Below are 20,507 nucleotides of genomic sequence, written 5' to 3'. Positions count from 1 at the left end.
AATCGGGGGTAAGGTATTCCTATCAAGCTTACATGTTAATTTATGTGCCGTCTTTATGCCTATATGGGGCGCAGAACGTCCCTTGCCCATGCCTTGGTGGATGCTCCCCATTCCCTGTTGGTGCAAAGTTATCAACCCCGCGAAATGACGGCGGGACGCTTAAATGCCGATGGCTTTGGGGTGGGCTGGTATGCTGCCCGCCAAGATGTGCCCCCCTTTCTTTATCGGCAAACGCTGCCCATGTGGCATGATATTAACTTTACTGAGCATTTAAGCCGCTACATTCAATCTGCCTGTTTTTTGGCCAATGTCCGCAGTGCCACACCGGGTCAACCCGTGCAGATGACGAATACGCAGCCCTTTCGCTGGGGACGCTGGCTGGGGGTGCACAATGGCTTTATCGAGAACTTTCGCCAAACCCTCTACCGCCCTATGCGCGATCGCCTGTCGGATATTTGTTACAACATTGTTGAAGGCTCTACAGACTCTGAGCACCTCTTTGCCCTGTTTTGCAATGAATTGGTGTTGAATCCGCAACTGTCACCGTTGATGGTACTGCGGCAAACACTGCAAATTGTTTTTTCCCTAGCGCAGGCAGCGCGTACCAGTGTCAGTGCCGCCATGATTCTGACTGATGGCGTCTATATTCTCGCCACCCGCTGTGCGCGGGGCACACCACCCCCCACCCTGTACTGGAGTCAGGATGCCGAGAAAATTCAACTCACCTCAGAGCCGGTAGATCAGCAAACGGAGTGGTATCCTTTACCCGAAAATAAACTGCTGTTGATGAGTTTGCAGAGTGAACCAGAGATTTATACCTTCTGAGACCTCAACCCCGTTTAATCCTTGGGATCGCGAAGCCCTTTGGCAAGCCTTTCAGAACCAGCGGCAATTTACACGCCAACTTGTGGCTGAGTTGAGCGAGGCCGTCCTTTGTGCGCAGCCCCATCCCCTCTATAGTCCCGTGGGGTGGCATTTGGGACACATTGGCTACACAGAAGCTTTTTGGCTCTTGCCGGAATCCTCAGGGGTGAGCGATCGCGATCGCTATTGGTATGCCGCCGATGGCCGCCCCAAGGCCGAACGACAGCATCTACCGCCGCGTGGCCAGCTACTTGACTACTTAGCAGAGATTCGCCAAAAGACGGGCGATCGCCTCTACAGTCTTAGCGACGAGCAGTGGCAACGGGAAGTCCGTCTCTGGTGGTGGATTTTGCAGCATGAAGCCCAACACAGTGAAACAATGCAAATGGTGCTGGCGATGCAGGGGATTTTCACCACCTTGCCCCCTCTCCTATCCTCGCCTCAGTCTTGGCAACGGATTGCCGCTGGCAGTTATGTCATTGGCAGTGAAGACCTCTTAGCCCTTGATAACGAGCAGCCAGTCCAGAGTGTCGAACTACTTCCTTTTACGATTGATGCGGCACCGCTGACCTGGCGGGAATTTCTCACCTTTGTGGAAGCGGGTGGTTATCAGCGGCGGGAATGGTGGTCCAGCAGTGGTTGGGAATGGCGCGAAGCAGAGGGGATCACAGCACCCTTTTACCCCGTTCCTGAGGATTTGGACTTACCTATGTGGGGACTCAGTTTCTATGAGGCTGAAGCCTATGGCCATTTCCAAGGCAAACGTCTCCCCAGTGAACGGGAATGGGAGATTGCTGCTCAGCAGGGACTCTTGAATCAGGGCTACGTTTGGGAGTGGACGCAAAGTCCCTTTGCCCCCTATCCGGAGTTCCAGAGCTATCCCTACCGGGGGTATTCTGCGCCCTACTTTGATGGCAAGCATTTTGTTCTAAAAGGCGGTAGTCACTGGACGCGCCCCATTCTCAAGCGACCCTCATTTCGCAATTGGTATAGCCGCACCACCCGTGAGGTGTTTGCCGGCGCCCGCTATGTTCAACTAGAAGCACTCCCGATTGAGTCTGAGGCCTAGACTGGGTGAAGTGGGTTAATTTTGTGCCCAAGTTCCCCGTGATCCTGTGATCCTTTTCACGGGCACTCTCCTTAGGCTTCGCCAGAATCAGACTATCAACTATCCTCTTGCGAGGCATCTTATGAGAAACATTGAAGCTGAGCAAACGAAGCACCGTTCCTCAGTAAAGAAAGTTTGAACAAGATGCCCCCCAAGCAATGAGTCCGACTCAAACTCCCTAAACTAGGGACAAGGGCATAGGGGCGTTTTGATGTCAATTGCTGAGGAATTCCGCCAACTGCAAACGCGACTCTTGGAGTGCTGGGACGGGACAGAAACGTTTATTCCTGAACTACCCAAGGGTCCCGGCGGCATTGAGCGCGATATTGTGGTGGTGCCTTCCCTGAGCTTTCCCCAACCGGAGCTGGCCAAGATCACCGGCTATACCCACTACGAGGAGCGGCAACTCTATACGCTGATCCAGTTGCGGAATCCGCGTACCCGCATGATCTACGTGACGTCCCAGCCACTGCACCCCAGCATTATTGACTATTATCTGGATTTACTCCCCGGCGTACCCAGTTCCCATGCCCGCGATCGCCTGCTGCTGCTGGCCACCTACGATCGCTCCGATAAACCCTTGACTGCGAAAATTTTAGAGCGGCCTCGCCTTTTGGAGCGTATTCGTCAAGCCCTGCGTCCCAACCAAGCCTACATGGTGTGTTTTAACTCCACCCCTCTGGAGCGGGAACTGGCGGTACGCTTAGGCATTCCTCTCTACTCGACGGATCCCGACCTCCTCTACTGGGGAACCAAGGCGGGCAGTCGGGAACTTTTTGCGGCCGCAGGCATTCCCCATCCGATGGGCAGCGGTTTTTTGCAGGGGGTACCGGAACTGGTGCGGGCGATCGCTCACCTCCAACAGAAATCTCCTGAACTGCAACGGGTGGTGGTGAAACTCAATGAGGCTTTTTCCGGAGAAGGCAATGCTCTTCTTGATCTGCGCCCACTGCGCCCCCTTGGCAGCCCACACACCCCCGATCATCTACAACGGATTGAAAATAGCCTAGAGGAGATGGTCTTTCAGGCGCCTAATGAAACTTGGCTCTCCTATCGGCAGCGATTTATGGATCTGGGTGGCATTGTCGAAGCCTTTGTGGAAGGGACAGTCAAGCGATCGCCCAGTGTCCAAGGCTGTATTACCCCCAAAGGCAGTGTTGAAATCGTCTCCACCCATGAACAGTTACTCAATGCCCCCACAGGTCAAATTTTCATTGGCTGTGAATTTCCCGCCCATGCCGACTATCGCCAACAACTCCAAGAATTGGGGCAAAAGGTAGGGACGTACTTGGCACAGCAGGGGGTGATCGGCTGTTTTGGTGTGGACGTTGTTGCAACCCAAACAACAGCAGGGTGGGAGCTTTACGCCATTGAAATTAACTTGCGCAAGGGTGGTACTACGCACCCCTTCATGACCTTAAAATTCCTCACCGATGGCCACTATGAGCTAGCCTCTGGACTGTTTTACAGCAAGCACCGCCGTCCCAAGTATTACATTGCCTCCGATAACCTCTGCCAACCCCACTATCGCGGCCTCCTGCCCAATGATCTCTTGGATATGATTGCCCGCTATCAACTCCACTTTGACTCCAGCACCGAAACGGGCACTGTCTTTCACCTCATGGGGGCACTCTCGGAATTTGGTAAGCTGGGACTCGTCAGCATTGGTAACACCCCCGAAGAAGCCCAAGCCATCTACGACCAGACCATTGGCGTTCTCGATGCTGCGGCGCTATAGGTCTCTCATGTGCCCACCCCCTGCATAGACAGGGGTCTGAGAATCTCGCTACAATTGGCAACGTTCACTGTGAAGAGCAGCCTGTAGGGAAAATCCAGTGCAAGTCTGGTGCTGTGCCGCAGCTGTGATGGGGAACCCCCCTCAGCCAGAATGCCTACTTGCTGTGGTTCACTCTGTTTGCCTGCGTCGCACGGGCATGGAGTTTCAACGTGGTTGTTACGCTCAACGATTCCATTCTCAATCCCCTCGGTTTTAGCCTCGATTTACCCCCTCTCCCCCAATCTCGACCGCTTTTACTCGTCGGTCATGGGACGCGCGATCCGGAAGGTCGCCAAGCATTTTTGGACTTTGCCCAAGCCTATTATCAACTGGATCCCTGCCGGCCTGTTTTTCCCTGTTTTCTGGAGTTAACGGAACCCTCGATTTTTGAGGTGCTCAGCCAGTGTGCTGCCGCAGGCCATACAGACTTGTCAGTGCTGCCAGTTTTACTCTTTGCTGCTCGCCACAATAAGTTTGACGTTACCAATGAGTTGGATCGGGCACGGCGGGCGTTTCCGCAATTGCGCTATCACTATGGCCGCCACTATGGCATTGCCCCCGAAATTTTAACCCTGTGGCGATCGCGCCTTGAACTCTTGGACTCACCAGAATTTAATCCCCAAGGCATTGGCCGCGAAGAAACCGTTCTCCTAGTGGTGGGACGCGGCTCCAGTGATCCCGATGCCAATGGCGATGTTTTTAAGCTAGCCCGCATGCTCTGGGAAGGCAGTGGCTACAAAACCGTTGAGGTCTGCTTTATTGGCATTACCCATCCCCGCCTACCCGAAGGATTTGGGCGGGCGAATCTTTACCAGCCCCGCCGCGTCATTGTCCTGCCCCACTTCATGTTTACAGGGGCACTACTCAAGAAAATCTATACCCTTACCGCAGAAGCCCAAGCCGCCTATCCCAGTGTTGAATACGTGAACCTACCGGAAATTGGCCTGCATCCGCAACTATTTTATCTCACGCGGCAGCGGGAAATTGAAACCCATACGGGGCAGGTGGCCATGAACTGTGAAGCCTGCAAATTCCGCTTGGTGGCAGGCCATAGCCATCATCACCACCATCATCAGGATCATGAGCACCCCTCCCACAGCCATGATCACGGGGGTCATCACCCTCACCACCATCACCATGGATCAACCGTGGACTTGGATCACTTGCCCAGTTACCACCAACGCATTTGGCAAGTTCCCTAAGCATCGCTCCCCAGCGAAAATGTTAGAGTAAATGATGACTGCTACTCTTTCTCAAGCTTAGATAGGGCTTGTCTATGCGTATTAAATATCCTCCCCAGACGGTTGACCGGGTGTTAATTTTTGATACCACCCTGCGGGACGGTGAACAGTCGCCGGGTGCCTCGCTGAATGTGGATGAAAAACTGGCGATCGCCCGTCAACTGGCGCGACTGGGGGTGGATATTATTGAAGCAGGCTTTCCCTTTGCCAGTCCCGGTGACTTTGAGGCGGTGCAGCGGATTGCTGAAACCGTGGGCACCGAAACGGGGCCGGTGATCTGTGGCTTGGCTCGTGCCACCCGCCAAGATATTGAAGCAGCAGCAAAAGCCCTCAAACCCGCCTACTATCCCCGCATTCACACCTTTATTGCCACCTCGGACATTCACCTAGAGTACAAACTGAAGAAAACCCGCGCTGAGGTACTGGAAATTGCCCCCGAAATGGTGGCCTATGCCAAGTCCTTTGTGGATGATGTTGAGTTTTCCCCTGAGGATGCCGGGCGTTCGGATCCTGAGTTTCTCTATCAAGTTTTGGAACGGGTGATTGACGCCGGTGCCACAACAATTAACATTCCCGACACGGTGGGTTACACCACCCCCGCCGAGTTTGGCGCCCTGATCAAAGGCATCAAGGAAAACGTGCCGAATATTGATCGTGCCGTCATTTCAGTCCATGGTCACAACGACTTGGGCTTGGCCGTTGCCAACTTCCTCGAAGCAGTCAAAAATGGGGCACGGCAACTGGAGTGTACGGTTAACGGCATTGGGGAGCGCGCCGGCAATGCTGCCCTTGAGGAATTGGTGATGGCTCTCTATGTGCGGCGGCAGTACTTCAATCCCTTCCTAGGCCGTCCCCCCGAATCGGAAGCACCCCTGACCAATATCAACACCCGCGAAATTTACAAAACCTCCCGCTTGGTCTCCAATCTAACGGGCATGCTGATTCAGCCCAATAAAGCGATCGTCGGTGCCAACGCCTTTGCCCACCAATCAGGCATTCACCAAGATGGCGTCCTCAAGCACAAGCAAACCTATGAAATCATGGATGCCCAACTCATTGGCCTAGCCGACAATCAAATTGTTTTGGGTAAACTCTCTGGTCGCAATGCCTTTGCCACCCGCCTGCGCGAGCTGGGCTTTGAACTCAGTGAAACGGAACTCAATAAGGCGTTTTTGCGCTTTAAGGAACTGGCCGACAAGAAAAAAGAAATCACTGACTGGGATCTAGAAGCTATTGTTAAAGATGAAACCCAAGCCATTGATGTTCAAGGCTACCAGCTGGAATTTGTGCAGGTCTCCTGTGGCGATCGCGCCCGCCCCACCGCCACCGTAACCGTCCGTCTGCCCAGTGGTGAGGAGCTGACAGATGCCGCTATTGGCACAGGCCCTGTGGATGCCGTCTATCGTGCCATTAACCGCGTGGTGCAAATTCCCAATCGCCTCATTGAGTATTCCGTGCAGTCAGTGACCGCGGGAATTGATGCTATCGGTGAGGTGACCATTCGCCTGCAACACGGGGATCGCATTTACTCGGGCCATGCCGCCAATACAGATATTATTGTTGCTTCGGCTCATGCCTATATGAATGCCCTCAATCGTCTCTATCGCGGGCTCCAGCAGCAACGCCTCCACCCCCAGACCGCTGAGGTTCATGGTGGAACCACTCCCTAAGCCCCTTGAGCACCACGGCATCTACCCCTGCCCCATTTGCCGCCATGGCCAAATTGCCCCAATGGTGCTCATGGAAACCCATGCCTGTAACTTTTGCCGCCACATTTTTACCCTTAATCCTGAGCGCCAAACGGCTCGCCTTGAAGATGGGGCGATCGCTTTTCGCTGGCAGTGGACAGGTACAGGCTGGCGATCGCTCCACCGCCCCTCTTCTCAGGTCACCGTTGTTGGCCTTGTGTTAGCTATTTTGCTCATCATTTTACCGCCAACCCTCATCTGGCTAGCCTATGCCCTGTTTCCGCCCCTAGAAGCAGGAGTTTGGCGCTGGCTTCCCCTTCTTTGGACCGGCCTCACCTTAGCTGCCCATGCCCTACTCTTTGGGCCTGTTTTAATGGCTATTTTGTCCCCCGAAAGGGAGATGTGAGACCTTAGACAGCGAGGGGTGCCACCGCTGACTCAGCAGCACTGTTCTGATAACCTCTGAAATCTCGGTGGTTGACAGCTACACCATTGACGACAATCCCAAGCAGCTTTTGCTGTAAGCTCAGATCACAAGCCTGCAGTGCCTGAGCAAAAGCTTCGCGTCGCGTTTTCTTTAACCGCACAACCAAGAGCGCCCGCTCCACCGCTGCCAGAACCCGATGCGCCTCGGCAGCAGCCAAGATCGGCGGCACATCCAGAATCACGCAGTCAAAGGTATCCTTAGCGCCCTCCAAGAAATCAAACCACCGCGCAGAACTCAGCAGTATCATCGGCTCTTGCTGAACCTGACCCGCCGTCAGTACCCAGAGTCTTTCCGCACGATTTGCCAAAAGACTGAACCAGTGGGGAAAAGGCATTTCCCCTTGCAACAACTCCCCTAGGCCTGCGACATTGGGAATGCCAAGTCCTTGATGCATGCTGGGCTGACGCAAATTGGCATCCACCAGTAAGACCCGTTTTCCCATCGCCGCTGCTGCAACCGCAAGGTAAATCGCAAGGGTCGTTTGTCCTTCTTTGCCCGCTGTACCCGTTATTGCCAAAGAGCGCGGCAATCCCAACGACTCTAGCTGCGTCAACAGGAAGTAAAAACTTTCCCTAAAAGCAGGTGTGGCACTCGGCAAACGGTGCTGCAATCCCCAGAGCGTCAACGGTGTTTCTAGGCGACTAAAGGCCAATTGATCAAATGTCTTCGTCAAAGGAATCTCGCCAAGAATCGGCAAGGGAGTTTGTTGGCGAATTTGCTCCACTTCTAGGAAACGATCATCCAACCAATCGAGCACTAGAGCTAGAAATAGCCCCGACACTCCCCCCAGCATCAAAGCTATCACCAGTGCCCGTAATAAACGCTGGGTTACCTGATATTCTTCCTTGTTGTCAATATCTGAGAGGACTCGCCATGTGAAGTCTCGTTGCGCAATCTGCAGTTGGAGGGACTGTCGAGTTTGCAGTAATAACCTCAGAGATTCCTGTGCTGCTGCAAAACGTTGCTCAATCTTGCGGTAAGGATTGGCAAGGCGTATTACTCGCGATATCTCTGCCTCGGTGGCCTGAATTTGGTTGCTTAATTCAGCATCCGCCCTCCGCAGCGCTTCAAGCTCAATTCTGGTCTCTATGTACTTCTCGATTAGAGATTCAGAAACGGCACTTTGATAACCAATCAGCGTTTCGGGTTGACGAACTTGATCCTGATTTCTAATCGTAATCTGTCGCGCTTGCTGCCTAGCCTGCTCTAGCAGTAGTCGCTTTTCTTCCTGTAGCGCTTGCACCGTCGGTGAGTTTTCATTTACCTTGGCCTGCTCCCCAGCTAGCTTGGTTTCCGTTTCTGTTAATTTTAAGAGCAACTCCTGATAGCTTTGAGAAGCAGCTAGATTGGCGGCAGCAAGTGCTTCAGTAGGAGACAACCTTAACTGTGCTTCGAGGGAGTTAAACGTTGCCTGAGCTGACTCCAGTTTTACTCTATTTTCATTTCTTGCAGAGATCAAATTATCCAAAAGGCTAAGATAAGTTTCAAGATCGCTGCTGCCAGAGGCCGCAGAGTTAAACTGGGAAGCAACTAGGTCAGGTCGTACTACCCGATTCTGAAAGCGAAATTGGTTAAGTTGATCCTCCAGATCATCAATTTGACTCAGGGTCTTCTGAATTTCTTGGTTAACATAGCGCAGATTATCCGCTATTTGATCCTGCTTTTCCTTTTCACTAAATCTTTTTAATTCTTCAACAAGGATTCCTAGGAGTGATTCTATCTTTTCTTTTTCTCTTGCAGAAAATTGGATTTCTATAATCTTTTGACTTGACTGATCTAGTAGTCTATTACCTGAGGTTAGTTTCGCTGGCTGGATTTTCAAGGATCCAATAAAAGATTGATACGAATATTGTTTTGGATCTAGATCAGGATTTTCTACTAAAAATTTCTCATAAATTGGACGCAAAACAATGTCGCTATTGAGTACCTGAACCAAAGTTCCCACATCACCTTTTGTTTCAGCTGACAAAAGGGGCAGGGATATTGGAGCAAGCTGACGGAGTGACTCTAAAGATGTTCCTGGCCGAGCGCCTGAGGATTGGATAGGTTCAACCTGCACCAACACAGAGTGTCGATAGCTTCTCAAAAAGAGGTAAGAGTATCCCAAAAAGCCAATTGAGACTAGTGCACCTGCCAATATGCCAACTGCTGAGCGCCGCTTCAGCCCGCGAAGTACTTGATCAATGGTCACTTTATCAATTGGCTGCGGCTGCCACAAACTTGCCCGAGCGGCTTCAGAGGGCAAAGACAGATGGTTATTTTCACTTGACATAGGGCAAACTCAACTCGTTAGATACCATAGTACTCACGATACCAGTGGACAAATCGCTGTACGCCTATCTCAACAGGAGTTGTGGGTTCGTAGCCTGTGTCTGCCCTAAGTTCGAGCACATCCGCGTAGGTATCGGGGACATCGCCCGGTTGCAGAGGCAGAAGATTTAACTGCGCTTTCTTCCCAAGATAGGTTTCTAAGAGTTCAATATACCGTAGGAGTTCGACGGGGCGGTGGGCACCAATGTTGTAAACACGCCAAGGTGCGAGACTAGTGGCCGGATCAGGATTTTCGCCACTCCATGAAGGGTTGGGTGTGGCAGGTCGATCCAGCACCCGTAGAATCCCCTCGACAATGTCATCAATGTAAGTAAAGTCGCGGCGATGCTTACCATAGTTAAAGACAGGCAACGGTTCATTATTCAAAATGGCTTTCGTAAACTTAAAGAGTGCCATGTCGGGGCGCCCCCATGGGCCATAGACGGTAAAAAAGCGCAGTCCAGTAGTGGGCAGGTCATAGAGGTGGCTGTAGGTATGTGCCATCAGTTCATTGGCTTTCTTGGTGGCCGCATAGAGACTCAAGGGGTGATCAACATTATCGTGAACCGAAAAAGGCAGTTTTTTATTGGCACCATAGACGCTTGAGGTGCTGGCATAGACGAGATGCTCTACCTGATGGTAGCGACAGGCTTCCAAAATGTGGATAAAACCTACAATATTACTGTCAATATAGGCCAAGGGATTCTCAATCGAGTAGCGTACACCCGCTTGCGCTGCTAAGTGGATGACCCGTTGGGGGGTAAAGTCTCTAAAGAGTTGGTTCACCCCTGTACAATCTACGAGGTCAATTTTTCTGAATACAAATTGCTCACCTGCCGTAAAAGGGCTGAGTCGCTCAAGGCGAGCTTTCTTAAGGTTGACATCGTAGTAGTTGTTCAGATTATCGAGACCAATCACGCGATCGCCCCGCTTAAGTAGTTCCAGTGCTACTGCATTGCCAATAAACCCAGCAACACCCGTCACCAAAATATCCATCTTGATTCCTCAAATGACAAAAAGTAGCTAAAGGCGGCCGTCCACATCTTCCTTCGATAATACCCACTTCACATCATAAAGAACTCCCGGTGTTTTCAAGAGAGCACGAATGCCAGTACTACCCATTTCATGAAACTGCTGGTGGGCAACAGCAATAATGATTCCGTCCCACTGATGAGATAACTCTTCAATAAGGGAAATTCCATATTCTCTCTTGGCCTGTTGGGGATCTACCCAAGGATCGTAAATATCAACCCCTAGGCCATAACTTTGCAGTTCTTTGATAATGTCAACGACACGTGTGTTGCGTAAATCGGGGCAATTTTCCTTAAAGGTTAGTCCCATAACAAGTACACGAGCATTAGGTAAGTCAATTCCCTTTTTGACGAGTAACTTCAGAAATTGCGCTGCTACATAAAAGCCCATGTTATCGTTGATACGGCGACCAGCCAGAATCAGTTCAGGGTGATAATTGCAAGCTGCTGCTTTGTAAGTTAGATAGTAGGGATCAACACCAATACAGTGGCCACCGACCAATCCCGGACGAAAGGGCAAGAAATTCCATTTTGTGCTTGCAGCAGCTAACACTTCTTCTGTATCAATGCCCAATAGGTGAAAAATAATAGATAGCTCATTCACAAAAGCAATATTAATGTCTCGTTGAATATTTTCAATTACTTTTGCCGCTTCGGCCACTCTAATCGAGCTTGCCTTGTGTGTTCCCGCTGGAATAATTGATGCATATAGGCGATCAACTAAATCAGCAACTTCAGGTGTTGAACCAGAGGTAACTTTTTTAATTGTGGTTAGACGATGATTATGATCCCCCGGATTTATTCGTTCAGGGCTATAACCAACAAAAAAATCTTGATTAAATTTTAGTTTGGATTCCTGCTCAAGGATGGGAACACAAACTTCTTCTGTTACACCCGGATAAACAGTAGATTCGTAGATAACTATAGACTGAGGTGATAAAATCTGACCAACACTCTTGGAAGCTTTTCTTAAAGGTTCAAGATCTGGAACTTTGTAATAATCTATTGGAGTGGGAACAGAAATAATAAAAATATTACATTTTCTTAAATCTTCGAGATAGGTTGTGTACATTAGCAAGGAACACGCTTGCAAATCAGTGTCACTGACTTCTCCTGTTCTGTCATATCCCTGCTTAAGTTCAGCGATACGTTGGCTATTAACATCATAACCAATAGTATAGTACTTCTTGCCAAATTCAACGGCCAAAGGAAGACCAACATAACCTAAGCCAATCACAGCAATCTTAAAAGTATCAGAAAAATTAAGCATCATGCACTCACCTTCGCTAATTTCGGCATCTTTCACTTTTTTGAAAAGAGTTGCAATATCCTAATAAAACTAACATGAACTGAGCAATTTGAGGTATTGAGCATTAATCTTTTTGACATCAAATAAGTCCAAAGCCATTTGATAGCTATGATACCCCATTGAAGGAATCAAACTAGGTTGTTCAATAAATTTCCGCATTGCAGTTATCAAGGCATTCACATCCCGAGGCGGAATAAGGTAACCATTATAGCCGTCAATAACCGTTTCACGGCAGCCTGGCACGTCCGTAGTAATCACTGGTCGACCCATAGCCATTGCTTCTTGCGTACTGCGGGGAACACCCTCACGGTAGGAAGGTAAGACAAACACACTAGTACTGGGTAGATACTCTTTGATATTAACAAAGCCAAACCACTCAACTATACCAAGCTCTGTAAATTCCTTAATTTGTGCTTCAGATAAGCTCCCCGGATTGCTATCTAGTCCACCAATTAACCAAAATCGAACTTGAGGATACAGAGCTTTTAAGTATTTAGATGCCTCTAAAAACTCTAATACTCCTTTTTCAATGAGTAATCTTGCAACTAAAGTAAATGTTAATGGACGAGAAAAAGGCTCGCAATACGACCATTCTTGAAGATTAACGCCTGTCCCTTTAATGATTAAAGTTTTACAAGGATTTAGGCCACATGCTTGAGTAATTTCATGACAGTCATCTTTATTTTGAAAGATAATTTTATCCGCAATAGGTAAGCATATCCTGTATAAAAAAATGAGAATGATCTTCAATTTTTTTGATTTTAATTGATGGTCAGGAGTAAATGCATAACCTAAGCCCGTGAATAATGCAGAGCGGAATTTTATACCAACAAATCTCGAGGCTAGTAATCCCCAAATAATTGGCTTCGAGCTAATAGCCAAGAGACTATCAGCATTAATTTTTTTTATTGTTTTAATAATAGAGAAGAGAGATTTAATTTCTTGACAAGGATTCATGCCATTACGAACAAGGTAAAAATGATGACATATGGCACCTATTTCACTTAGTTTTGAAATTTCTGCTTCTGTATAATCTGGAGCTAAACAATGAACCTCAGCACCTGTATGAATTAACTCTAAAATCAAATCTCTTCTGAAATTAATTAACATCTGAGCATTGTTGCAAAGCAATATCAATGACAACCCATCTAGCTTGGGTATTCCATAGTGATCTTTGATTGCCATCTTAAATAAAAGGATACATGCGATAGGGTAACCACGCGAAAGCATGATCAGCAAATTGCAGCCATACCCATAATACTAAAAAACTGTAACCAAGTACTAGAAGCATCCATCGATAAAATATTTCTCGGCTTTGAATGAGAAAGAGGTAGGGCAGATTTCCTAGAACATAGATCTGAATAGGTATTAGGTACAGCGCAAGGCGATCGGCAGCAGTTGAAGAACCTGTTAGCAAGAGTGCAAAAGAAAAAATAACTAGCCAAGATAAAGCAAGATAAACTTTTGAAGAAGTTCTAAAGAAATTATGCCCTGTATAGTATTCGATTAAAAAAATAGTTGCAGGTAAGAGATTCATGGATAGTCGAATTAAAGCACCTGAAGATGACATTCCTGCTCCGATATAGTGAACTAAAAATTTATCGCTGATGCTAGTAATCGCAATTGCACCAGATAGAGCTATCAATAATAATGCTGACACAAGTAGAATATTAATTATTTTTCCTGTTTTTAGTGAGTCAAATAAAAACATTAATATCGGCACTAATATCAGAAATATTGCTGTCTTATGAAACAGTAATGCCAAAATAAAAAACAGAATTGAATTTATTTTTTTATTGGATTCTAATGCCATTAACGCTAGTAGCTCTAAAGCGATCGCTCCTGCTTGGCGAGTATAGCCCATTGCTACAACAGTCGTTAAGTATGGGAAAGCAACTGTTAAACCCAAGTAAGGATTTTTCAGTTTTTGACAAAAAGCAAATAAACAGCTTGTGTAAATCACTGCAACACATAAGTTTACAAAATAAATTTCCTGATTAAGGGCAGCAGCAATCTTATTAATCCAGTGATAGGCAGGGTCACCAAGTAGGGCTTCAAAGCCTACCCATGGCTGATATCTAGAAGCTTCTAATATATCTATATACGTCAACCAGTCTCCACCAACTTCAAATCTCAGACCAATAAAAGCGACATAAATACTAAAAAGAAATACCCAATACCACTTCGGCATTTCTATAACCGATGGTGTTAGCGTGAGTAAGAAAACAAAGAAATAGGGAAACATATGCTAGGGCTAGATATTCAGAAACAGCGCTCTAACCATGACTGAAACATTAATACTTCCCATAGTTGTCCTGCCCAGTTGCGTTTTCCTGTTTGATGCTCCTGCCAGTATTGCCAAACAAGGTCAGGGTGTAGGTAGCCCTCCTGCTGAAGACGGTTTGGGTTCAACAAAGTTGCTCCCCAGTCTCGCAGTTCAGAACGCAACCACTGAGCTAGGGGAATACCAAACCCCATTTTAGGGCGTTCAATCAAAGGCGGCGGGACATAGCGATACAAAAGTTTACGGAGTACCTGCTTGCCCTGCCGCTGTCTGATTTTCATGTCAAGGGGGAGTGTCCAAGCAAACTCAACAATTCGATGATCTAGAAAAGGAATACGGGTCTCAAGACTCACTCCCATGGCGGCGCGATCGACCTTGACAAGGATATCATCGGGAAGATATGTCAAAAGATCAAGTGCCATCATATAGGATTCAAAAGGCAGTTGATGGCTCAGTTGGTCAAGCTTTTCTTGGATTAATAATGGTTCTTGACTATTAAGGACGAACTGGGAAGGTAAATCAATCAGTGATAGAAAAGAAAGATAGACTTCTTTGTCAGAGGTCATTTCACAGAGCTTAGCCAGCTTAGCGATTTTATCCCCTATGGTTGTATATCTTAAATTCTGAGGCAGAAAGATACTAAGTCCCCCAAAAAGCTGATCCCATTGTCTAGGGGATAGTTTTTTCAGCAAAGATGCAAGGGTGCGGCGCACTGGTTTCGGCAAGCGTTCTATTTTTCCCAAAATCGCAGGGGTCAAAAGGTACCGCACGTATCCGCCAAATAGTTCATCCCCCCCATCACCGGACAAGGCAACTGTCACCTCTTGGCGCGCAATCATTGACACAAGATGGGTAGGGATTTGAGAGGAATCAGCAAAGGGTTCGTCGTAAAGGTGGGTAAGTTTGGGAATGACATCCCGCGCCTCTTGACCTGTAAGGTAATATTCAGTGTGATCGGTACCCAAGTGTTGGGCAACTGCTTTAGCATATTGGGCTTCGTTATAGGCGTCTTCATAGAAGCCAATGCTAAATGTTTTAACGGGCTGGGAAGAAAGGCTTTGCATTAAGGCTACAACGGTTGAAGAATCTACTCCCCCCGATAGAAAAGCCCCTAAGGGAACATCTGCCAACAGTTGCCCTTGCAAACTCTGCCGCAGGAGATACTCTAATTCAGTAGCGGCATCTGCTTCTGTCCCCTGAAAGGTGTGAGTCAGCCCTTTTTCAATAACGGTTTGCAGTGACCAGTAAGCTTGAGGTGTCCCTTGAATGTTGGGTCTGAGAGATTCAGCAGACCACTGGAGATAGGTACCTGCTGGTAACTTCCAGATATGTTCATAGATGCTGTAGGGAGCCGGAATCCAACTGTAGCGGAAATACAGCGCTAAGGCATCGCGATTAATCAAGTTAGCAAAGGCTGGGTAAGCCCGAATCGCTTTGAGTTCTGAGGCAAAAACCAAGGCTCCATTGACCCAACCGTAGTAGAGGGGCTTTTCACCAATGCGATCCCTAGCTAGGGTTAATGTACGAGTCTTGCGATCCCAGAGGGCAAGGGCAAACATGCCAACTAGCTTTTCTAGGGCTGTGGTCACGCCCCAATGGCTAAAAGCCGCCAGTAGCGTCTCGGTATCGGAATGTCCGCGCCAAGGGGGGGCTGCACCAAGCGCTGTTAACTCCTGACGCAGTTCAAGGTGGTTGTAAATTTCACCATTAAAGACGAGGACATAACGGCCACACGCAGAAGCCATCGGCTGATGTCCTGCGGGGGAAAGATCAAGAATTGCTAGACGACGGTGGCCTAGGGCGATACCTGCCGCCTCATCTATCCAGACTCCCTCATCATCAGGGCCGCGATGGGAAAGGGTGCCATTCATCTTGCGGATAGTTGCTGCCCAGTCACCTAAAAAGGCAGCGTTGAGAAAACCAACTAGGCCACACATAAGCCTTAGAGGACTCCTTGAGCTTTGGCTACTACAGACTCTAGCAGATGCGCCAATTTGGGTGCTGTCACTTGAAGAGCGTAGTGCTGCTCAACTCGGCGACGGCCTGCAAGACCCATCCTAGTGCGCAAGTCAGCATTTTGAATTAAGGTTTCAAGGGCAGTTGCCCATTCTTCATTTGTAGAAGCTAAAAAGCCATGGACGCCATGCTGAACAATATCAAGATTGGCTCCGACAGGAGAAGCAACAACAGGTAACCCGCAAGCCATATACTGAATTAATTTGAGGCCACACTTACCGCGCTCCCAAAGCTCATCAGGAAGGGGCATAATGCCAATATCGCACTGGGCAATGTCTTGAGCTTCTGTTTCTTCTGACCATGGAACAGAGATAACTTCAGTTTTTGGCAAGTGAAGATTATGGGTACCGATCGCGATTAACTGAATTTTATAAATTTGAGATAAACGAGTCAGTACTGAAGCAATATGAAGTAAATACTTTTGGGTTTTAGGTGTACCAATCCAGACAATTTTGAGGCGAGACAGCTCTGTGTTAATTTTATTTTGAACAAAGGTATATTTAGAAAGATCAACAACAGTAGGTAAGACCTCAACCCATCTCGCACCTGTATTGCGGGCATACTCAGCAATATAGTTATTGCCAGCAGTCACTAAAGTCGCTGAATTCATGATGGAGGCAATCTTACTAGAGAGTAAGGATTTGATAATTTTGTTTTTGTGCTGGTCATATTGATGGAAAATGGCATCATCATAATCAACAACAATCGGGACGTTCGGAATGAAATAATTCTCGATAAAGAAAGGCATATAAGGAAATATTTCCTTTTCAAGAATAACTAAGTTGTAGTGATTAAGTCTCAATAGCTTAATTAAGCGGTTAAATATACCTTTTAGAGCGTGAATATATTTTCTATAATCTCCAGTATAAAGGTGGTGAAGATATTGCTGATTCAGTAAGGGCAGTATTTCACAATTAAACCCTCTTTCTTTTAAGTAATTAATGTATTGAAAGAAACGATAGCGGCTACTAGCACCATCGCGATCGTATCTAGTCAAAAACAAAACATTCATTATTTTATTCATTTACTAGTTGTTGATAAATATTTTGATAGTCCTTTACGCCTTCTTCAAGAGAGAAATACTTAATGGCTGCTGCACGACATCGTTGGCTCAAGTGTTCGTCTTGTAGTAATTCTAAAATCTCTTCAGCGGCTTTACGCATAGCGGATTCATCAAAACTTCTTAAGATAACCCCAACTTTTTCTTGCTCAATGATCTGAGTCATATCCCCAACTCCATCATTGGTTACACATGGGATGCCACAGGCGAGAAATTCACCCAATCTGGTAGGGGCGCAAGCAAGATTAGAGTAAGCTGGCTTCCTAAAAAAAATTCCTAAGTTCATTTGCCTGATTATATCTGAAATACTCTGATAGTCAGAGCTAGTAATTTCAATAGATAACAAATTTACTTTACTTTGATTAATAATTTCACGAACTATTTGATGATCAGTTCGTGTCACAATGATAAATTTAGAGACCAAGTCTTTATCAATAGAATATAGAAAATAGATAAATTTAAGTACGTCAGAGAATAAATACCAATTACTTATAGAGCCAATATAGCCAATTACTAGATTATTCGTTTGCTTATGATTATTTACTGATTCATTTTCAGGTGAGAAAATATCTAAATCTGTGCAGGTTCTAATGCAGGAAAAATTTAGCTTTTTGTTTTGCAAATATTCAAACTTGCTGATTTCAGAAATGGCTGCTTCTGTGAGTGATACAGTATGATCTGCATTGAGCAAAAATTGCTTTTCAAACCATTTTGCCAAGTGATAAAGTTGACTGTTTGCAGGCCAAATACCCCCATCAACTCGCTCATCTGCCCAAAAGCCACGCATGTCAAAAATAAATTTAGTGCGTAGTAACTTTTTGAGGACTAAGGCAATTACAGAAGGAACATAGCTGCGAGCATGGACAATTTTAATCCTTCTTGTAACAGCAATAAATAAAGCTACTGTAATTCCTTGAAACAAGTCATAGGTTGTCGCCAGAGCAGAGGGAGATTTATGGTACTTTAAATGAATCCAATGAATTTGATGGGAGTGAACTTTCTTCTGAATTCTCTGGCGCTCAAGAACATTCTGCCAATCTTTAGCCTTCTCAAAACTAATGAGGTAGATAGTGTAACTATCGCTTAGCTTTTCAAGGTAGCGCAATACTTGGGATTGGCCAAGTGGCTCTAGCAAACCATCATAGGTAATGTAGAGTACATTACTGCTCATGGGGAAACATTACATTAAGATACTGCTGGGCAATCTTTTCAACCGAGAAGTCAGCCGCTCGTTGCTTTAGGAATTCAGGTTCTGGTGCACTCATTAGGGCTTCAGTCATGGCTTTGGCTAAGGCATTGACATCGCCGACAGGAACCAGTGTACCATATTTGCCATCAGCTAGAATCTCACGCGGACTACTCGGACAATCGGTAGAGACAACAGGTAGCCCACAGGATAGTGCTTCTACGATGACATTAACAAATCCCTCATAGTTAGAGGAGAGAACAAATAGATCAGCCGTTTTATAAAATACAGCGGGATTCGGATGAAAACCCGCAAAAATGACGCGATCGCTAATGCCTAGTTGATGTGCTAACGCTCTTAGACTCTCTTCCAAATGACCTTTGCCAACTAGCATTAAGCGACTATCTGTAAAGGGTAATTGGGCAAATGCTTTCAAGAGGAGTGCGTGATTTTTTTGTTGTTTTAGATTGCCTACGCTTAGGACTCTGTATTTTTTAGGAACTCCCCACATCTGATCAACTACATTTAGCTCATCTTTACTAGGCTCAATCAGTAAGCGTCCGGGATTGTTGATAACATTAATTTTATTAAGTGGAATCTTTGCAATTTGAGACATATCTTGAGCTACACCTTGTGACACTGCAATACAAGCATCTGCTAAACGGTAGCCAATCATTGTTGAAAGACGAAGCTGTGAGTTGGTTACTATGCCCTTATCTTTGTACTGATTGGTTAGAGTAACGTGTTCAGAAATCACCACTCTTACATTAGACTGAGCTAATTTTTTAGAAAAGGGAGCAATTACTGTTAATGGCCACATAGCGCTTAAGAGAACAGATGGATTTTTAGCTTTTAAGTACTCAACAAGCTTAAAGACAGATTCAGATATTTTATGTTTATTTAAGGATTGAACTACACATAGAGACTGAACTTCCTGAAGTAGCTCACCTTGTTTTACAAGAAGTAGGAACTCAACTTGATAACCTCGTCTTATAAATTGTCTAGCTAGCCGGAGACGGACATTCTCTACTCCACCACATCGTAAATCGGGTAAAAGTATTGATACCTTCTTAACCATGTTTAACTAATTAATTTTAAAAAAAACAAATCTTTTATAGCACTTTGCCAACCTGAATAATACTTGTAATGTCCTGATGCTAGTAATTTTATAACATATCTTATCCTATAAATATGGGGCATTGCTTGAATTTTCAACCTTTTCCTTCTTATTAACTTCTTGACTTTAACTCTAGATATTTCTCGATTAATTTTCTCCCTCATGGAGTCAGTAATTAATGGGGAGTCTATGATTGCAGCTAAGGCATCTAGCTCACTATTGAGTTGATCAAGCTCTAAGCTTGGGTCGCCATTATATTTCAGTTTATGAATAATTAAGTCAAAAGGTGTCTGTTTTTTTATCCGACTGGCTATCCAATTAGAGGTATTTTCTCCATGCCGTCTGTAAAGTTGTAAAACAGAGGGGATTACTTTTTTAACTTCTAATATATTAGATAATCTATTCAGCCAAGTATCATGGGCGTGAAATTTCGGTATTGGCAAGGCAAGATATTTTAAATGCCTTCTAATAGCCATACAGCAACCAGTTGGAAATTCTTTTTCTGAAAAACCTAGTGATAGTATTTGCCCTAGCTGAGTTAATTTTGTAGAATTTCCATCTGCCAAACAGATTTCAGCATCATTCATGTAGAGTAGATATTCAGTATTTTGCTGAGCAAAGTTGATAATGAATTCTATCTTTTCAGAAAACCATATATCATCCTGATCACTGAGAAATATAATATCCCCAGAAGTTAGTTTTAGCGCATTTTCAAAGTTACGTGAATAACCTAGATTGTGCTCATTTTGATATATTTTTACTTCAAATGGTGCATTCTTAGCAAAATCGTGTAGAATTTGCATTGTACTATCTGTTGAGCAATCATCTGAAATAACTAGTTCATCAGGTAAGCGAGTCTGACTCAAGAAACTATCTAGCTGCTCCTGAAGATACTTCTCGCCATTATAGGTGGCCATTGCAATTGAGATACGCATTGTCATAATTAATCTAGAGTTTTATAGATGCTCTTAATGAATCTCAAGAATCTTACTATGGGATGATCATTGCCCAAAATTGTTCTGATTGATT

At 46.0% G+C, this 20,507-nt stretch carries 16 protein-coding genes and 1 riboswitch; of the genes, 6 read left to right on the top strand and 10 right to left on the bottom strand.

Going from position 1 to position 20,507, the window contains the following annotated elements; all coding sequences use genetic code 11:
• Nucleotides 1–42 precede the first annotated feature (42 nt).
• The 6 genes from egtC to RHH81_RS03955 all read left to right on the top strand — a co-directional run bounded on the left by egtC (nucleotide 43) and on the right by RHH81_RS03955 (nucleotide 7,084).
• The gene (gene egtC, locus RHH81_RS03980; RefSeq protein WP_310743425.1) at nucleotides 43–825 is read left to right on the top strand and encodes an ergothioneine biosynthesis protein EgtC; all 783 of its coding nucleotides are present in this window, start codon (nucleotides 43–45) and stop codon (nucleotides 823–825) included.
• Nucleotides 800–1,933: an SUMF1/EgtB/PvdO family nonheme iron enzyme gene (locus RHH81_RS03975; protein ID WP_206201171.1), complete on the top strand. Its 1,134-nt coding sequence runs from the start codon at nucleotides 800–802 to the stop codon at nucleotides 1,931–1,933. The genes egtC and RHH81_RS03975 overlap by 26 nt, the downstream gene beginning before the upstream one ends.
• Before the next feature lie 250 nt (nucleotides 1,934–2,183).
• Nucleotides 2,184–3,710 carry a peptide ligase PGM1-related protein gene (locus RHH81_RS03970; protein WP_206201170.1) on the top strand — a complete coding sequence of 509 codons (1,527 nt, stop codon included), beginning with the start codon at nucleotides 2,184–2,186 and terminating at the stop codon, nucleotides 3,708–3,710.
• Nucleotides 3,711–3,745: 35 nt separating this feature from the next.
• Nucleotides 3,746–3,887: riboswitch (cobalamin riboswitch) on the top strand.
• A 32-nt stretch (nucleotides 3,888–3,919) separates the two neighbouring features.
• Complete coding sequence (locus tag RHH81_RS03965; RefSeq protein ID WP_206201169.1) at nucleotides 3,920–4,951, top strand: sirohydrochlorin chelatase; 1,032 nt, start codon at nucleotides 3,920–3,922, stop codon at nucleotides 4,949–4,951.
• Between the two features lie 74 nt (nucleotides 4,952–5,025).
• A complete protein-coding gene (locus tag RHH81_RS03960; protein ID WP_310454388.1) occupies nucleotides 5,026–6,660 on the top strand; it encodes a 2-isopropylmalate synthase in 1,635 nt (544 codons plus the stop codon).
• The gene (locus RHH81_RS03955; protein ID WP_302676738.1) at nucleotides 6,641–7,084 is read left to right on the top strand and encodes a hypothetical protein; all 444 of its coding nucleotides are present in this window, start codon (nucleotides 6,641–6,643) and stop codon (nucleotides 7,082–7,084) included. The genes RHH81_RS03960 and RHH81_RS03955 overlap by 20 nt, the downstream gene beginning before the upstream one ends.
• 4 nt (nucleotides 7,085–7,088) lie before the next feature.
• Here the strand turns inward: RHH81_RS03955 and RHH81_RS03950 are convergent, their stop codons facing one another.
• The 10 genes from RHH81_RS03950 to RHH81_RS03905 form a co-directional block, all read right to left on the bottom strand.
• Nucleotides 7,089–9,437 (bottom strand): AAA family ATPase, encoded by a 2,349-nt coding sequence (locus RHH81_RS03950; protein ID WP_310743424.1) that lies wholly within the window; start codon nucleotides 9,435–9,437, stop codon nucleotides 7,089–7,091.
• A 17-nt stretch (nucleotides 9,438–9,454) separates the two neighbouring features.
• The gene (locus tag RHH81_RS03945; protein WP_310743423.1) at nucleotides 9,455–10,471 is read right to left on the bottom strand and encodes an NAD-dependent epimerase; all 1,017 of its coding nucleotides are present in this window, start codon (nucleotides 10,469–10,471) and stop codon (nucleotides 9,455–9,457) included.
• A 27-nt stretch (nucleotides 10,472–10,498) separates the two neighbouring features.
• Nucleotides 10,499–11,776: a Vi polysaccharide biosynthesis UDP-N-acetylglucosamine C-6 dehydrogenase TviB gene (gene tviB / locus RHH81_RS03940; RefSeq protein WP_206201605.1), complete on the bottom strand. Its 1,278-nt coding sequence runs from the start codon at nucleotides 11,774–11,776 to the stop codon at nucleotides 10,499–10,501.
• A gap of 69 nt (nucleotides 11,777–11,845) precedes the next feature.
• Complete coding sequence (locus RHH81_RS03935; protein WP_302678915.1) at nucleotides 11,846–13,000, bottom strand: glycosyltransferase family 4 protein; 1,155 nt, start codon at nucleotides 12,998–13,000, stop codon at nucleotides 11,846–11,848.
• Between the two features lies 1 nt (nucleotide 13,001).
• Nucleotides 13,002–14,006 (bottom strand): EpsG family protein, encoded by a 1,005-nt coding sequence (locus RHH81_RS03930; protein ID WP_310743422.1) that lies wholly within the window; start codon nucleotides 14,004–14,006, stop codon nucleotides 13,002–13,004.
• A gap of 71 nt (nucleotides 14,007–14,077) precedes the next feature.
• Nucleotides 14,078–16,036, bottom strand: coding sequence for an asparagine synthase (glutamine-hydrolyzing) (asnB, locus tag RHH81_RS03925; RefSeq protein WP_310743421.1), 1,959 nt, complete (start codon nucleotides 16,034–16,036; stop codon nucleotides 14,078–14,080).
• A gap of 5 nt (nucleotides 16,037–16,041) precedes the next feature.
• Nucleotides 16,042–17,127, bottom strand: a complete 1,086-nt coding sequence (locus RHH81_RS03920) for a glycosyltransferase family 4 protein (protein WP_310743420.1) — start codon at nucleotides 17,125–17,127, stop codon at nucleotides 16,042–16,044.
• Between the two features lie 4 nt (nucleotides 17,128–17,131).
• Nucleotides 17,132–18,346, bottom strand: a complete 1,215-nt coding sequence (locus RHH81_RS03915; protein ID WP_310743419.1) for a glycosyltransferase — start codon at nucleotides 18,344–18,346, stop codon at nucleotides 17,132–17,134.
• A complete protein-coding gene (locus tag RHH81_RS03910) occupies nucleotides 18,336–19,439 on the bottom strand; it encodes a glycosyltransferase (RefSeq protein WP_310743418.1) in 1,104 nt (367 codons plus the stop codon). The genes RHH81_RS03915 and RHH81_RS03910 overlap by 11 nt, the downstream gene beginning before the upstream one ends.
• Before the next feature lie 2 nt (nucleotides 19,440–19,441).
• The gene (locus RHH81_RS03905) at nucleotides 19,442–20,419 is read right to left on the bottom strand and encodes a glycosyltransferase family 2 protein (RefSeq protein ID WP_310743417.1); all 978 of its coding nucleotides are present in this window, start codon (nucleotides 20,417–20,419) and stop codon (nucleotides 19,442–19,444) included.
• Between the last annotated feature and the right edge of the window lie 88 nt (nucleotides 20,420–20,507).

Source organism: Thermosynechococcus sp. PKX95 (assembly GCF_031583295.1).
GTDB lineage: Bacteria > Cyanobacteriota > Cyanobacteriia > Thermosynechococcales > Thermosynechococcaceae > Thermosynechococcus.
The sequence above is the reverse complement of the archived record's forward strand: the minus strand, read 5'-3'. Positions and strand labels throughout refer to the sequence as shown.